Raw genomic sequence first — 15,983 nt, 5'->3', positions numbered from 1 at the left:
CGCGCGTCCGAGCCCCGCGGGGGCGCTACAGCTTGGTCAAGGTCTGGCTGAACTTGGGAATGAGCCGGATGGTGCCGCTGGTCCCGAAATCGATCGTCACACTGGCCATATCGCCGACCCCGTCCGCGGCGACCACTCGGCCGAGACCGTACTTGTCGTCGCTGACCCGGTCGCCGACCGCCAGCACCAGGCCGACATTGTTGCGGGATACGCCGGGCCGCGCCCGGCGGGTCTCCCGGATACCGGGCCGCGGCTCCCGCGACTGCGGCCGGCCACCGGTCCAGTCCTCATCGCTCGACTCGGCACCACGGCGACGGCCGTACTGTGCCGGAGCCGACGGCCGTTTGGGTTCCAGCCGCTTCCAATCGATCAGATGGTCCGGGACCTCCTGCAAGAACCGGGACTCCGGGTTGAACACCGGCTGCCCCCACGCCGAGCGGACCACCGCGCGGGTGAGATACAGGCGGCGCCGGGCCCGGGTGATCCCCACATAGGCCAGCCGGCGTTCCTCGGCCAGTTCGGCAGGGTCGCCGAGGGCCCGCAGATGCGGGAACTGGCCGTCCTCCCAGCCGGTCACGAAGACCACCGGGAACTCCAGGCCCTTGGCGGTGTGCAGGGTCATCATGGTGACCATGCCCGAACCCTCCTCGGGGATCTGGTCGGCATCGGCCACCAGTGATACCCGTTCCAGGAAGGCGGCCAGCGAACCGGGTTCGGGTTCGCCCTCACCGGTTTCCGGTACCAGGCCCTCGGCGCGGGCGGCCTCGAGCGCGTTCCGCGCCTCGGAGCTGAACTCTCGGGCGACGCTGACGAGTTCGTTCAGGTTGTCCAACCGGGCACCGTCCTGCGGATCGTCGGAGGCCTCCAGTTCCGCCCGGTAACCGGTGCGATCCAATACCGCCTCGACCACCGCGCCCACATCGGGGAAATCGACCTCGTCCATCTCACCGGCGGCCCGGATCTGCTCGAGCAGCGCGACGAATCCGGCGATGGCATTGCGTGCCCGGGTGTTCAGCAGCGCGACCTCACCGGCGGCGGCATCGCGCAGCGCTTCGGCGAAGCCGATACCGCGCTGTTCGGCGTGCACGGCCACACAGGCCTCGGCCCGATCCCCGATACCGCGCCGCGGGGTGTTGAGAATCCGGCGCAGGCTCACCGCATCCTCCGGGTTCTCCAGGACGCGCAGGTAGGCGACGATATCGCGGACCTCTTTGCGCTCGTAGAACCGGACCCCGCCGACCACCTTGTAGGGCAGGCCCATCCGGATGAAGATCTCCTCCAGGGCCCGGGAGTTGTTGTTGGTGCGGTAGAACACCGCGATATCGGAGTAGGCGGCCTCACCGTCGTCCACCAGCCGGTCGATCTCCCGCGCGACGAAGGCCGCCTCGTCGTGTTCGTTGTCGGCGACGTAGCCGGTGATGAGTTCGCCCTCACCGGCATCGGTCCACAGCCGCTTGTCGCGGCGGTTGCTGTTGCGAGCGATCACCGAGTTGGCCGCGGACAGGATGTTCTGCGTGGACCGATAGTTCTGTTCCAGCAGAATGGTCTCGGCGTCGGGGAAATCGCGCTCGAATTCCTCGATATTGCGGATGGTGGCGCCGCGGAAGGCGTAGATGGACTGATCCGCGTCCCCGACCACGCAGAGTTCGCTGGGCGGCACCGTACGCGCGTCCGGTTCCGGGGCCTCGCTGCCGGATGCGGCGGCCGCCGCGCCGGCGTCGGTATCGGCGGCTTCGCCGGCCGGGCCGGACCCCGCGGTGTGATGCCCGACCAGTTCCCGCACCAGCACGTACTGGGCGTGGTTGGTGTCCTGGTATTCGTCCACCAGGACGTGCCGGAAGCGGCGGCGGTAGTACTCGGCGACCTCGGGATGCCGTTGCAGCAGGGCGACCGTCTCGCCGATGAGGTCGTCGAAATCCAGCGCGTTGGCCGTGCGCAACCGCCGCTGGTATTCGGTATAGACCCGGGCGACCACGCGCGGCAGCTCGGCATCCTCGAATTCCGCGTCGCTACTCGCCTGTTCCGGGCCGACGAGTTCGTTCTTCAGGTTCGAGATGGCGGTCGCGAGCAGCCGCGGGGTGTACTTCTTGGCGTCCAGTTCCAGATCCCGGCCGATCATGGTGAGCAGCCGCCGGGAATCATCGGCGTCGTAGATGGAGAAGTTCGAGTTCAGCCCGGCCAGCAGGGCCGACTGGGTGCGCAGGATCCGCACACAACTCGAGTGGAAGGTCGACACCCACATGCTCGCGGCGCGCGGGCCCACCAGGCCGATGACCCGCTCGCGCATCTCGGCGGCGGCCTTGTTGGTGAAGGTGATGGCCAGGATCTGCCCGGGGGTTGCCCCGCGCGCGGCCAGCAGGTAGGCGATGCGGCGGGTCAGCACCGCGGTCTTGCCCGAACCCGCGCCGGCCACGATCAGCAGCGGCGAGCCGGTATGCAGTACAGCAGCGCGCTGCTGCGGGTTGAGGCCCTCCAGCAGCTGCTCGGCCTCCTCGGCCCGGCGCTGCGCGGTATCGGTGCGCTGCTGCGCCTGCTCGGCCTGCACCCGCTGCCGGAGCGCGGCCAGGCCGCCGGGCGCCGCCGCACGCCGGTCGGCACCGGATAGCTCCAGGCCGGGCAGAGCCGCGGCCTCCGGCGCCGGGCCGGGCTCCGGCGAGCCGGCGGCGGAGGTGGTGGCACGGGAATTGTGCGAATCCGAACGAAGTGCTGCCGCGGTGGTGTCCATCGTCTGTTCACGCTACCGCCGCGACCCGACACGATCGAACACTCGGCCGAATTCGTCGCCGACGGGACCACCCGGTGGGTCGGTGTCCCCACCAGTGAGCGTTTTGCATACATCGGTTGCCGTGGCAAACTGGCAATATGGTTTGCCCTTCAGCGAAACATCCGCGCCGGTTGTGTGGACAGCTGGGCCGCAGACCGGGCACCTGAGGCCCGACGGGACGGGGGAACGGCACTACCAGACCCGCCGGGTCTTTTTCACGCGGTGGAAGAGCTCTGGATCGGTAATACGACGCGCCTCGGCGCCGATCCAGGTTCTGACACGAGGAGATGAGAAATGAGCACACCCGCTACGGCGACCGGGTCGGGTTCGACTACCGACACGGACTCGGAGCTCCCTCGGACCGAAGCCGAGATCGAGAAGCTCCGTAAGGAGATCGACCGGCTCGATGCGGAGATCCTTGCGGCCATCAAGCGCCGATCAGAGGTCTCGCGGATCATCGGCCAGACCCGGATGGCTTCCGGGGGCACCCGCCTGGTGCACAGCCGGGAGATGAAAGTGCTGGAGCGCTTCAGCGAACTCGGTCAGGAAGGTCACACCCTGGCGATGCTGCTGCTGCGTCTCGGACGCGGACGTCTGGGCCGCTAGGCCCCACAGAAACCGACGCGGCGGCCCACAGACCGCCGCAACCTCACGAACCGCCCCGGGTGACCACGCCCCAGGGCGGTTCGTACTGTCTGTCACGTCATGGCGATGTACTTGGTCGACAGGTATTCCTCGATCCCCTCGGTACCGCCTTCCCGGCCGAAACCGGACGCCTTGACGCCGCCGAACGGGGCCGCCGGGTCCGAGATCACCCCGCGGTTCACCCCCACCATTCCGCTCTCCAGCCCCTCGGCCACCCGCAGCGCCCGGTCGAGATCCCGGGTGTAGATGTAGCTCACCAGCCCGAACTCGGTGTTGTTGGCGGCGGCCAGCCCCTCTTCCTCGGTGTCGAAGGCGACGATCGGCGCCACCGGGCCGAAAACCTCCTCGCGGAGGATCCGCGCCCCCGCGGGGATATCGGTGAGCACGGTCGCCGGATAGAACCAGCCCGGACCGCTCGGAGCTTTCCCGCCGACGCGGACCGACGCGCCCGCACCGACCGCGTCGTCGACCAGTTCGGCGACGGTGTTCAATTGATCCTCGCTGACCAGGGGGCCGAGGGTGGTGTCCGGATCGGTACCCGGGCCCAGCCGGACCTGTGCGTTGACCGCCGCCACGAACTTATCGGTGAACTCCTCGACCACCGCGCGCTGCACGTGGAACCGGTTGGCCGCGGTGCACGCCTCACCGCCGTTGCGCAGTTTGGCCAGCAGGGCCCCTTCGACGGCCGCATCGATATCGGCGTCGTCGAACACCACGAACGGCGCGTTCCCGCCGAGTTCCATCGACGTGCGCAGCAGGCCGGACGCGGATTTCTCGACGAGGGTGCGACCGACCTCGGTGGATCCGGTGAAAGTGAGCTTGCGCAACCGGGGATCGTCGAGCAGCGGCTGGGTCACCGCGCCGGATCGGCGGGAGGTGATCACCGACAGCACGCCGTCGGGCAGACCGGCCTCGGAGCACAACTTCGCCAGCAGCAGCATGGTGAGCGGGGTCGCCGAGGCCGGTTTCACGATCATGGTGCAGCCCGCCGCCAGCGCGGGGCCGATCTTGCGGGTACCCATCGCGAGCGGGAAGTTCCACGGCGTGATCGCCAGACAGGGACCGACCGGCTGCTTGTGCACCAGGATGCGGCCGGTGCCCGAGGGTGCGTGCAGATAGCGGCCGTGGATACGCGCGGCCTCCTCGCCGAACCAGCGGAAGAACTCGGCCCCGTAGCGGACCTCGTTACGGCTCTCCGGCAGAGCCTTGCCCATCTCCAGGGTCATCAGCAGGGCGAATTCCTCGGCGCGCGCGGTGATGCGTTCGAAGACCGCCCGCAGGATCTCCCCGCGCTCGCGGGCCGGGGTCGCGGCCCAGTCCGCCTGAACCGCGACCGCGGCGTCCAGGGCCCGCACGGCGTCCTCCGGAGTCCCGTCCGCCACCTCGGCCAGCACCTCGCGGTTCGCCGGGTTGTGCACCGCGAAGGTGCCCCCGCCGGTGGCGTCGACGGGTCCGCCGATCCACAGTTGCTTCGGGACGGATGCGAGTACTTCGGTTTCCGATGCCATACCGGCCAGCCTATGCGCGGAACCAGCAGAAAACAGTGTCTATTGCTCCGCCTCCGGCGGGGCGGGTCGAGGCCCGGTAACCCCGATTCTTCCTGCTCCGCTCAGTCGCTGCGCTCTTTCGCTCCGTCGGTCCAGAACCCGGGGCGGTCCCGACCATTGAGGTAGACCATCCGGAATAGGCGGAAGGTGCGTGCCGGCCTCGACCGGCCTGGGGAGGCGCACGACTCGATAAGTGCTCACTGGTCACCGGCCTCTGGACTGTCGACTGCACACGCTCAATCGCTTCGCTCCTTCGCTCTGTCGCTCCGGAGCCAGGGGCGGGCCCCGACCACGAACGCAGACCCCATCCAGATCGGATGAAAGACACCTGAGAGCTGCACCCGACCCGCCGGAGTTACCGGTGGGCAACCACCTTCGTTCGCCTTCGTCCGGCGGCCGGGACCCGCCACGGGCCCCGGCCGCGCCTGCGTCCGGGGCCCGTGGGTTGTACGCTCGGCCAGTGTGAGCGTCGACATAACCGCATCGGCGGCATGGCAGAAATTGCGCGATCACCACACTGCGATCGCCGCCCTACAACTGAGGGATCTGTTCGCCGAAGATCCGCCGCGCGGCCGGGATCTCACGCTGACCGCGGGTGAGCTGCGAATCGACTACAGCAAGCATCGCATCACCCGGGAGACCCTGCAATTGCTGGTGGAACTCGCCCGGGAAGCGGGTGTGGAGACGCAGCGCGACCGGATGCTGCGTGGTGAACACATCAACACGTCCGAGGACCGGGCGGTGGGTCATACCGCCCTGCGGTTGCCGAAGGGCAGTTCCCTCACCATCGACGGCGCGGACGCGGTCGCCGCCGTACACGAGGTACTCGACCGGATGGGTGCCTTCGCCGACTCGGTACGTTCGGGCGACTGGCGCGGTGCGACCGGTGAGCGCATCCGCACGGTGGTGAACATCGGTATCGGCGGTTCGGATCTCGGCCCCGTGATGGTGCATCAGGCGCTGCGTCATTACGCGGACGCCGGTATCGGTGCGCGGTTCGTCTCCAATGTCGATCCCGCCGATCTGGTGGCCACACTGACGGATCTGGATCCGGCGACCACCCTGTTCATCGTGGCCTCCAAAACCTTCTCGACCCTGGAGACGCTGACCAACGCCACCGCCGCGCGTCGCTGGCTGGTCGACGCCCTCGGCCCGGACGCCGTAGCGAAACATTTCGTCGCGGTGTCCACACACGCCGGGCGGGTCGCCGAGTTCGGTATCGACACCGACAATATGTTCGGCTTCTGGGATTGGGTCGGCGGCCGGTATTCGGTGGATTCGGCCATCGGCCTGTCGGTCATGGTGACGATCGGTCCGGCCAGGTTCGCCGAATTCCTCGCCGGTATGCACGATATGGACCGCCATTTCGCCACGGCGCCGCTGGCGGAGAACGCGCCGGCCCTGCTGGCTCTGCTCGGCGTGTGGTACGCGAACTTCTTCGGCGCGCAGTCGCGCGCGGTGCTGCCGTACTCCAACGATCTCGCCCGCTTCCCGGCCTATCTGCAGCAGCTCACGATGGAGTCGAACGGTAAATCGGTGCGAGCGGACGGTACCCCGGTCACCACCACCACCGGCGAGATCTTCTGGGGCGAACCCGGCACCAACGGTCAGCATGCCTTCTACCAGCTCCTGCACCAGGGCACCCGGTTGATTCCCGCCGATTTCATCGGTTTCGCCCAGCCGACCGACGATCTGCCCACCCGCGACGGCACCGGCAGTATGCACGACATCCTGATGAGCAATCTGTTCGCGCAGACCAAGGTGCTGGCCTTCGGGAAGACCGCCGAGGAGATCGCCGCCGAGGGCACACCGCCGGAATTGGTACCGCACAAGGTAATGCCCGGAAACCGGCCCAGCACCACGATCCTCGCGCCCCGGCTCACCCCCGCGGTGCTGGGCCAGCTGATCGCGCTGTACGAGCACCAGGTGTTCGTGGCGGGTGTGATCTGGGGGATCGACAGCTTCGACCAGTGGGGTGTGGAGCTGGGCAAACAGCAGGCCCTCGCATTGGCGCCACTGCTCACCGATCCGGAAGAACCCGCACCGCAGGACGATTCGTCCACGGACGCGCTGATCCGCTGGTACCGCACCAACCGCTGACGCTCACCACGGCTGGATCGGCAGATCCACCCGCGCGGCGGTCGCGGTGACCAGCCGGTGCAGTGCGGCCGCATCGGCCACCTGTTCCGGGTAGAGACTCGCGACGGTCAGAACGTGGTCGTCCCCGAATCGGCACAGGTAGCCGGACAGCCGGGTGCGCGGCCGCCGCGCGTAGTCGAGGCCGGGATGAACGGCCCGGGTGGCGATACCGGTGCACTCGTACGGCCCGAGGGTGGACAGCGCCGACGGGATCGCGCCGATATTCGAGCACAGGATGTCGCGTTCTCCCGCTCCCCGGGACAGCAGATGAGCCACTTTGTCGGGCACCAGGTAGAGGAACTCCTCCGGTAGTCCCCCGGGGCTGGTCATCCGCCGCTCGTAGGCCGACCGGCTCTTCGCGCGGATCTCGGCCGGACCATCCCCCGCGGCCACCGTGATCTCGGTCACCGCCAGATCATTGTCGATCCCGGGTTCCTCCCGGGTGTCCACGGGCAGGCTCGCCGCGATCTCGGCACCGGGAAAACCAGCGGCCCACAGCGTGTTCGCGACGAGCCAGATGAACAGGCTGTTGGCTGTACCTCCATATTTCGCGGCGACCGCCGCCCAGGCCGCCGCCGGGCAGCGGAAGATCAGCGCGGGTTCGTTCAGCGGGGCGTGGATGGAGATTTCGGCAGGTCCGGACGGACCGACGGGTTCGAGTTCCGCTGCGCGCGCGGCGTACCCGGCAGGTCGCTCGGCTCGAGCCGAGCGGTCGAGCCCCGGCCCGGCGACGAGGCGGGCCGGGGCGTGCGCGGTACGTGGAATACCTCCGGCCCCGGGCGCTACCCGTGGACGTCCGGCGGCCGATCTGCCGGTTCCGGGCCCTCGGATTCCACGCGGTATCCGGGCCGCGGCGGCCCGCACACCACCAAGCCCCACCGTCGCCCAGATACGCGCCGCATCGAGCCAGTCCGAATCCGAACCGCCCCCGACCTCGCCGCCCGGCTCCGTCCCCGGCCGGGCTCGCGGGATATCCACCGCGCGAACCGGATTCACCGCCTCGAGTGCTTGTTCCACCGCGAGGATCAGCCCCCGGGCATCGGCGAGCACATGGGAGCAGGTGAGGGCCACGATCGTGCCCCCGTCGGTAAGTGGCGCCGCCGACAGCCGCCAGCCCGGGCCGTGTTCGGGATCCAGGTCGGCACCACACGCGTCGGCCCAGTACGGGATCTCGGCGGGCATGAGTGCCGTATGGTGCCGGTCGAGCCGATGAGCGCGATCGTTGCGCTGCCACCGCGCCCGAGCGCCCGGGACCCGGGGCCGGATCACCCGGCGGGCGAGCGGCCCGCTGCGTAATGCCCCGTGCAGTTGTGCGAGAACTTCGGGTTCCACCGCCCCCGCGGTGCGCCACAGGCCCTGGAGCGCGATCGGGGTGCCGAGCCCCTGATGGGTGCGCAGGAAGATTTCGTCGACAACGCTCAAGCGGCGCATCCGCACAGGTTAACCGTTGTTTCCGGGACGCCGCGCACGGCACCGCATCCGCCGCCGGTATCCAGCCGAGGCCGGCACGTGACCGGCCCGATCACCACCCCTCGTTCGTCGAGGCGGAGCCTGGTGGCGCGGACGGCCGTGGGTCGCGGAGAGGGCGTCGGCGATGTGGAATATCTCGGCGGCGCCGTGGCTGTTCTCGGCCACGAACCCGGAAGGACGGGTGCCATCGATACCGACCGGTCCCGATCCCCCGAAGGTCCGCCATGTGACATAGGACGCATAATCGATGGATGCTCACGCACGACGTTGTCAACCAGGTTCCGCCGATCACTCCGTTCGAGGTCTCGCGGGACCCGGCGTTGCTGGCCGGTCTGCACCGGGAGGGCGCCGGGTGGGCAGAGGCGGAAGTGCGTGAACTCGGCACGCTCGCCGGTACCGAGCAGGTTCAGGAGTGGGGCCGGCTCGCCAACGAGTATCCACCCGTCCTGCACACCCACGACCGCTACGGCAACCGCGTCGACGAGGTGGAATTCCATCCGTACTGGCATGAGCTGATGGCGGTGGCGGTCGAACACGGGCTGCACGCCGCCCCGTGGGCCGACAGCCGGGCCGGCGCCCATGTGGCGCGGGCCGCCAAGTTCTACGTCTGGGGCGCCGCCGATGCCGGGCACATGTGTCCCGTCTCCATGACCTACGCCGCGATTCCGGCACTGCGGCACAATCCGGAACTGGCGGCGCGATATGAACCGCTGCTCACCGCTCGCGCCTACGACTTCGGGCTGCGCGAACCATCCACCAAGGCGGGGCTCATCGCCGGTATGTCGATGACGGAGAAACAGGGTGGGTCCGATGTCCGGGCCAACACCACCACCGCGACCCCGCAACCCGACGGCACGTATCGGCTCGTCGGACATAAATGGTTCACCTCGGCACCGATGTCGGATATGTTCCTCACTCTGGCCCAGGCGCCGGGCGGGCTGTCGTGTTTCCTACTGCCGCGAGTGCTGCCCGACGGCTCCCGCAACCCGATCCGGCTCCAGCGGCTCAAGGACAAACTGGGCAACAAATCGAACGCGTCCGCGGAGATCGAATACGAGAACGCGATCGGCTGGCCGGTCGGCGCGGAGGGCGCCGGGGTGAAGACCATTATCGAAATGGTCAACATGACCCGTCTCGACTGCGTGATCGGGTCCGCGGTCGGGATGCGCACGGCCGCCGTACGGGCGGTGCACCACGCCCGCCACCGGAAGGCGTTCGGTGCCGCGCTGGTCGATCAGCCCGCGATGCGCAATGTGCTCGCCGATCTGGTGCTCGAATCCGAGGCCGCCACCACGGTCATGCTGCGGTTGGCCGGGGCCACCGATCGCGCCGCGGCGGACTCCGGCGAAGCCGCGCTGCGCCGGATCGCGCTCGCGGTGACCAAGTACTGGGTATGCAAACGCGCGGCCCCACACGCCGCCGAGGCCCTGGAATGTTTCGGTGGAAACGGTTACGTCGAGGAATCCGGGATGCCGCGGCTGTACCGGGAGGCGCCGCTCATGTCGATCTGGGAGGGATCGGGCAATGTGGCCGCGCTCGACGCCCTGCGCGCGATGGGCACCCAGCCCGAGACCGTGGAGGCGTACTTCGCCGAGGTCTCCCGGGCGCGCGGCGAGAACCCGCATCTGGACCGCGCGATCGACCTGGTCGGCAAGGAACTGGCCGATCGCAGCGATATCGAGTACCGGGCGCGCCGGATCGTCGAGTTGATGGCGCTGGTCCTACAGGGCGCCCAGCTCGTCCGGCACGGCCACCGCGCGGTCGCCGACGCCTTCTGCGCGTCCCGGCTGGGTGCGGACTGGGGCGCCGCGTTCGGGACCCTGCCCACTGGCGTGGATACGACGGCGATCATCGAACGGGCGTTCGTCTGAGTGGTCAGTCGGCCGGGAGCACTTTGTCGAGGAAGGTGAGGGTGTGGTCGAGGCCGCCGTTCTCCTCCAGGTCTTCGTGGCCGGCCTCGAGGATCTGGACCATATGCTGCGTGCCGTTCAGGGCGAACTGCCCCATCAGCGCAAGGGTCAGTGGTAGCGGGACGACGGTGTCGTAGGTGCCGTGGACGACCAGAATCGGATCCTGGTAGCCGCTGATCGGCACGCTCATATAGTCGCGCGCCACCGACGCGAAATCCGGGTCGTCGAGGGGGCGCGATACCAGGGAGCCGATCTCCGTGGTGTACAGCATGGCCTCGGCCTGTGCACTGCAGCCGGCGCTGATTCCGGCGATGAACTTGCGGCCCTGCGGGGTCAGGAAGTCGCCGACCTCGGGGCCCAGCCGGGCGCCGACCATACCGGCGAGCACCATGGGCGCGGACCGGCCCACATATCCGGGCAGCTCGGGCTGATCCGGGCGCGAACGCAGGAACATGCTCTCCAGATTGCTGACCGGGGCCAAGGCGGCGGTACCGCGGAAATCGAGTTCGGGGGCGTACTCGGGAGCGAGCCGGCCGGTGCCGAGCGCGGCATGTCCACCCTGCGACCACCCGGCCACCGCCCAGCTCGGGGCGAGGCCGGGGTAGGCGGAGCGGGCGGCGCGGACCGCGTCGATGGTGGCGGTGGCCTCGCTCGTGGTGTGCAGATACGGATGGGGACCCGGTGAATTGGGGCTCAGCCCGATGTAGTCGGGGGCGACGACGGCGTATCCGGCGTCGTTGAAGCGCGCCACGGTCGGGCCGGTGTCCCGTTCGAGTGCCTCCGAGCCGGTGAGACCGCAGTTCTGCGCGAGCCCGGAGGTGCCGTGGTCCCAGGCGACCACCCGGCGGCCCCCTTCCGGGGCCGGCCCCTCAGGAATGCGTACCAGGGCGGCGGCGGGAACCAGTTCACCGCCCGGGCCGGTGGTGACGTATTCGATGCGCCGCACACCGTCGAGCCCGGCCCACGGCCGGTCGAGCAGTCCGGCCGAGAGCAGACGCCCCGGATACCAGGCCGCCTGCGCCCGTGCGACGGCCCCCGGCAGTCCGGCGCACAGCGCCGCAACCAGTGTCAGTACCCCCGCAAGCGCCCGGGCATAGCGGACCATTGCTCTGTGCTCTCCTCTGTTTATGCGGCAGACCATCGTCCATGGTGGCAGCGGTCCGGGAATTGTGCCCGTCCGGTCGGCGCGGGCATGTATCGGAAACACTCAGCGGGTCGGCGGGGCGATCTGCCAGTGCTGCTCCAGCGCACCGGCTATATCCGGCAGCACGGTGACCGGAATCCGTTTATGGCGCAACATGTTTCGTATCTCATTGACCTGTTCGCGCTTACGCAGTTCGTAGGCTCCCGAGACCGGCCCGCGGACCGGGGGAATCGAGAGCAGCACGAGTTCACTGTGCGGTTCCTCACTCCCGGTCAGATCCAGCGCGAGCGACCAGCGCGCGTCCTCGTCGAGGCCGAAACGGCCGGCCACCACACGCTCCCAATCGATACTGGTCGCCGACCACGGCGTCCGCCGCTGGATCGCCTCCTCGGTGAGGATCACCGTGTCCCGGGTGAACAGCGCGAACAGCGCGGCCACGGCGAGAATCGCGCCGAGGACGATCCCGGTGAACACCCGGGCGGCCCCGAACAGCAGCACCGTGGGGACGGTCACCGCGACGACCAGCGCGACTCCGGCCAGACCGTAACCCAGCACCCGAGCGGTGGGCACGACACCAGCGTGCACCCTCTGCATACCGACTCCGTTCATCCCGCGAACTGGTGCCGGCCACACGGTACCGGACAATCGATGGCGGCTCCGCCGACGCTGGTCACCCGCTCAGAACAGCGCGACGGCGGCCTCGGCCGAGTACACGTGGAAGGTCATGCTCTGCTGGAAATAGAGCTGGACAGTTTCGGCGTCGTGGGCCAGATAACCGATGGACAGATCCTGGCCCACGGTGAGATCGAAGTCACCGCCGCGGGTGGTGAGCACGAACGCCCCGTCGATGGCCGGCGCCCAGATGATCTCCCCGTCGGGAACCAGTCGTTCCAGGTGGGTACGCAGCGGATGACCGTGGTTGGAGGTCTCGCTCACCTTCGTGTACAGATCGGCGCTCAGCAATACCGAATACGGTCCGTCGACACCGGCCAGCCGCAACTGGCTCACCGCCAGGGCGATCACCTCGGGCACCCCGAACACATCCTCGGGCAGCGCGATCGACCGGTTCGACGAGGCGGCCCGGATACCGGTGATACCGGCCGCCGCGTAACCCTCGAATACGGCCCGGTCCTCGGCGAAGGCGATATTGCGGGCGGCGTCCTTCACCGGGTCCAGGTCGGTGTCCTGAGCGCCGCGCTCGACATTGTCGAGTTCCTCGCGCGAAAGCGTGAACGGCACCCGCAACTCGACCAGCGGCGCCACCACTCGCTGCCGCGCCTGGACACCGTCGTGCGGAGCGTCGATCGGCGTCGTATGGCCGAGCCCGCGGGCCGAATAGTCCGTACCGTGCGGGCCGGACAGGTCGACCACCCGGCGGCCGGCATTGTGCCGTTTGAAGGTACGCGTCGCCTCCTCCTCGATAACGGCCCAGGCCGCGTCGGTGATCGGCGCGAGTTCGCGATGCAGGTTGTTCATACGGTGCTGCTCCTTTTCAACGTGCCGATACCGAGGGAACCGTCGGCGGCCGGCGGCGGGCCCGGATCTACCGCCACGGCTTCCTCCGGCGGGTCGGGCAGATCGTCGAAGAAATCTCGGGGCGGAACGAAGAAGAGGGTGCCGGTGACCGCGGTGGAGAAATCCAGGATGCGATCGTGGGTGGCCTCATCGGTCCCGAGGAACATCCGCTCCAGCATGATCTCGGTGGTCCGGGGGGTCGCCGAATAGCCCACGAAGTAGGTGCCGAACTCACCGTCGCGGACACTGCCGAACGGCATGTTCGCGCGCAGGATCTCCCGTTCGGTGCCGTCGGGCTCGATCACCTGGTTCACCGCGATATGCGAGTCCGGGGGTTTCACCTCGTCGTCGAATTCGAAATCCTCGAGTTTGGTGCGGCCGATCACCCGTTCCTGCTCCTGCACCGGCAGCGCCCGCCAGGCGGTGAGATCGTGCAGGTACTTCTGCACGATCACATAGCTGCCACCGGTGAAATCCGGGTCGTCGGTGCCGATCAGCGCGGCCCGGCCGGCGGGTGTATCCGGCATACCGCCCTCCGGGTTCTCGGTCCCATCGACGAAACCGAGCAGGTCACGTTGTTCGAAATAGCGGAAACCGACCGTTTCGTCGACGATCGTGCCGATATCGGCCAGCCGGTCGCCGATCGCCATGGCCAGTTCGAAACAGGCGTCGTGCACTTCGGCGCGGATATGGAAGATCAGATCGCCCGGCGTGGCGGGAGCCCGGTGCAGCGGTCCCTCGTACCCGGGGAACTCGTGCAGTTCGGCCGGGCGCGGCCCGCCGAACAGCCGGTCCCAGGCGGTGGACCCGACCCCGGCGATACACGCCAGCCCGGCGCCCGGCAACCGGAATCCGATGGCCCGGCGCAGACCGGGCAGCTCGGCGAGCAGATCCCGTGCCGCCGCCTCACCACCGGGGTCGATGGTGGCGACCAGGAAATACGCGGCCGGGGTGAGCGGTTCGAGAATCGGCTGCGGCTGCCCCATAGCCGATCACATTACCGGCGCGGGACCGGCAAGCGTGTGACCCGGGCTGCCTACTTGGCGACCGTCAACAAAAAGGCCACATCGTCGATGGCCTGCACGCTGTGCCGCGCCCTCGGAACCACCAGCAGATCCCCGGCCGACCCCTTCCACTCGTTGTCCCCACTGTGCAGCGTGAGCGTGCCGGAGAGGACGAGCAGGGTGGCCTCACCGTTGTTGTCGTGTTCGGCCAGGCCCTGGCCGGCGCACAACCCCACGACGGTCTGGCGTAGCGAATTCGCGTGACCGCCGTAGATGGTCTGCGAGCTGCGACCACTGGTCACGGTCGCGGCCAGCTTGAGTTGCTGCCGGGCCACCGCTGTCAGCGATTTCTTGTCCATGGACAGCCTTTCGCCTCCGCATACCCACGACCGGGCTGTGATCGCGGGACGTACAGCCGAGTATGCCCGACCAGGCTCCACCGTTCCGGCGTTTTCCGCGGCTCGCGCCCACCGGAACCCGGATGCCGGCGGTCAGTCGCGGGTGAAACGCCGGATCCGGTAGCGCAGCCCGCCCATGGATTCGAGCCAGGTCGCCGGATCGGCCGACGACCACTCCGGACCCAGGGCGGGGGCGTGCGCGTCACCGTCCACCTCGGTGTCGACCTCGGTGACCAGTAGCTCGCCGGCATACGGCAACGCCAGCCGGTAGATCTCGCCGCCGCCGATCACCCATGTCGTCGCGGGCGCCGCCAAGGCCAGCGCCGCCTCGACCGACGCGGCCGCCTCCGCCCCGGCCGCGGACCAGCCGGGCTGCCGGGTCACGACGATATTGCGCCGGCCCGGCAGCGGCCGGAACCGGGCGGGCAGCGAATCCCAGGTGCGGCGGCCCATGACCACCGGATGACCGGCGGTCGTCTCCTTGAACCGAGCCATATCCTCGGGCACCCGCCACGGGATGGTGTTGTCCACTCCGATCACCCCGTCGGGGGTCTGCGCCCAGATCAGGCCGATCACGCGCGCGGATCCGGTCGTGGTCACACGGCCACCGGTGCCTTGATTCCCGGGTGATGCCGGTAGTCGCGTACCCGCACGTCCTCATACCGGTAGTCGAACAGCGAGGCGGCGGGTTCTAGTTCGAGCACCGGGAACGGGTACGGCGTGCGGGTCAGCTGCTCGGTCACCTGTTCGTGGTGGTTGTCGTAGATATGGCAATCACCACCGGTCCAGATGAAATCGCCCGGTGTGAGCCCGGCCTGCTGGGCGACCATCACGGTGAGCAGCGCGTAACTCGCGATATTGAACGGCACGCCGAGGAATAGATCGGCGCTGCGCTGATAGAGCTGGCAGGACAACCGGCCGTCGGCGACATAGAACTGGAACAGCGCATGGCACGGCGCCAGCGCCATCCGGTCCAGCTCGGCCACATTCCAGGCCGAGACGAGCATCCGCCGGGAATCCGGGTCGGTACGCAGCGTATGCAGCACCTGGGCGATCTGATCGATATGCCGGCCGTCGGGAGCCGGCCACGAACGCCACTGCACCCCGTACACCGGACCGAGCTCCCCCGCGGCGTCGGCCCATTCGTCCCAGATGCCGACCCCGTGCTCCTGCAACCACCGCACATTCGAGTCGCCGCGCAAGAACCACAGCAGTTCGTACACGATCGATTTGAGATGCACCTTCTTGGTGGTGATCAAGGGGAAGCCCGCGGACAGGTCGTACCGCAGCTGGTGCCCGAACACACTGCGAGTGCCGGTTCCGGTGCGATCCGCCTTGGCGGTCCCCGTCTCCAGCACCAGCCGGAGCAGATCTTCGTATTGGGTGTCCGGAGCGTGTCGCGGGTCCGGGAGCTGACTGTTCGCTGCGCTGACCACGGGCCGAGCTT

13 protein-coding genes are annotated in these 15,983 nt (G+C 68.6%); 3 read left to right on the top strand and 10 right to left on the bottom strand.

From position 1 onward, the window contains the following. Nucleotides 1–25: 25 nt before the first annotated feature. Nucleotides 26–2,725 (bottom strand): DNA helicase PcrA, encoded by a 2,700-nt coding sequence (pcrA, locus tag NGR01S_RS14410; RefSeq protein ID WP_245664597.1) that lies wholly within the window; start codon nucleotides 2,723–2,725, stop codon nucleotides 26–28. A 333-nt stretch (nucleotides 2,726–3,058) separates the two neighbouring features. On the opposite strand from pcrA, the gene NGR01S_RS14405 reads away from it, so the two are divergent. Next, on the top strand, nucleotides 3,059–3,370 hold the full coding sequence (locus NGR01S_RS14405; RefSeq protein ID WP_063036966.1) for a chorismate mutase: 312 nt from the start codon (nucleotides 3,059–3,061) through the stop codon (nucleotides 3,368–3,370). Between the two features lie 92 nt (nucleotides 3,371–3,462). Here NGR01S_RS14405 and NGR01S_RS14400 read toward each other — a convergent pair whose 3' ends face one another. Continuing rightward, a complete protein-coding gene (locus NGR01S_RS14400) occupies nucleotides 3,463–4,917 on the bottom strand; it encodes an NAD-dependent succinate-semialdehyde dehydrogenase (protein WP_063036964.1) in 1,455 nt (484 codons plus the stop codon). A gap of 501 nt (nucleotides 4,918–5,418) precedes the next feature. Here NGR01S_RS14400 and pgi point away from each other — a divergent pair. Further along, nucleotides 5,419–7,056, top strand: coding sequence for a glucose-6-phosphate isomerase (gene pgi / locus NGR01S_RS14395; RefSeq protein ID WP_063036962.1), 1,638 nt, complete (start codon nucleotides 5,419–5,421; stop codon nucleotides 7,054–7,056). A 3-nt stretch (nucleotides 7,057–7,059) separates the two neighbouring features. Here the strand turns inward: pgi and NGR01S_RS14390 are convergent, their stop codons facing one another. Next, the gene (locus NGR01S_RS14390; protein WP_063036960.1) at nucleotides 7,060–8,526 is read right to left on the bottom strand and encodes a hypothetical protein; all 1,467 of its coding nucleotides are present in this window, start codon (nucleotides 8,524–8,526) and stop codon (nucleotides 7,060–7,062) included. Between the two features lie 290 nt (nucleotides 8,527–8,816). Here NGR01S_RS14390 and NGR01S_RS14385 point away from each other — a divergent pair, with 290 nt between their 5' ends. Beyond that, a complete protein-coding gene (locus NGR01S_RS14385; protein WP_063036958.1) occupies nucleotides 8,817–10,436 on the top strand; it encodes an acyl-CoA dehydrogenase family protein in 1,620 nt (539 codons plus the stop codon). 4 nt (nucleotides 10,437–10,440) lie between these two features. On the opposite strand, the gene NGR01S_RS14380 is transcribed toward NGR01S_RS14385, so the two are convergent. The 7 genes from NGR01S_RS14380 to NGR01S_RS14350 all read right to left on the bottom strand — a co-directional run bounded on the left by NGR01S_RS14380 (nucleotide 10,441) and on the right by NGR01S_RS14350 (nucleotide 15,972). Then, nucleotides 10,441–11,580 carry a lipase family protein gene (locus tag NGR01S_RS14380; RefSeq protein WP_084480994.1) on the bottom strand — a complete coding sequence of 380 codons (1,140 nt, stop codon included), beginning with the start codon at nucleotides 11,578–11,580 and terminating at the stop codon, nucleotides 10,441–10,443. 102 nt (nucleotides 11,581–11,682) lie between these two features. Continuing rightward, entirely contained in the window at nucleotides 11,683–12,213 is a 531-nt protein-coding gene (locus NGR01S_RS14375) for a hypothetical protein (RefSeq protein ID WP_063037475.1), read from the bottom strand. Nucleotides 12,214–12,297: 84 nt separating this feature from the next. Beyond that, nucleotides 12,298–13,095, bottom strand: coding sequence for a family 1 encapsulin nanocompartment shell protein (locus tag NGR01S_RS14370; protein ID WP_063036956.1), 798 nt, complete (start codon nucleotides 13,093–13,095; stop codon nucleotides 12,298–12,300). Beyond that, on the bottom strand, nucleotides 13,092–14,120 hold the full coding sequence (locus NGR01S_RS14365; RefSeq protein ID WP_063036954.1) for a Dyp-type peroxidase: 1,029 nt from the start codon (nucleotides 14,118–14,120) through the stop codon (nucleotides 13,092–13,094). Before NGR01S_RS14365 ends, NGR01S_RS14370 begins: the two co-directional genes overlap by 4 nt. Before the next feature lie 50 nt (nucleotides 14,121–14,170). Further along, nucleotides 14,171–14,497 (bottom strand): cupin domain-containing protein, encoded by a 327-nt coding sequence (locus NGR01S_RS14360; protein ID WP_063036952.1) that lies wholly within the window; start codon nucleotides 14,495–14,497, stop codon nucleotides 14,171–14,173. Nucleotides 14,498–14,629: 132 nt separating this feature from the next. Next, nucleotides 14,630–15,136, bottom strand: coding sequence for a dihydrofolate reductase (locus tag NGR01S_RS14355; protein ID WP_084480991.1), 507 nt, complete (start codon nucleotides 15,134–15,136; stop codon nucleotides 14,630–14,632). Then, on the bottom strand, nucleotides 15,133–15,972 hold the full coding sequence (locus NGR01S_RS14350; RefSeq protein ID WP_063036950.1) for a thymidylate synthase: 840 nt from the start codon (nucleotides 15,970–15,972) through the stop codon (nucleotides 15,133–15,135). The genes NGR01S_RS14355 and NGR01S_RS14350 overlap by 4 nt, the downstream gene beginning before the upstream one ends. Nucleotides 15,973–15,983 lie beyond the last annotated feature (11 nt).

The organism is Nocardia grenadensis NBRC 108939, from assembly GCF_001613445.1.
Taxonomy (GTDB): domain Bacteria; phylum Actinomycetota; class Actinomycetes; order Mycobacteriales; family Mycobacteriaceae; genus Nocardia; species Nocardia grenadensis.
This window is presented reverse-complemented; position numbering and strand designations above follow the sequence as displayed.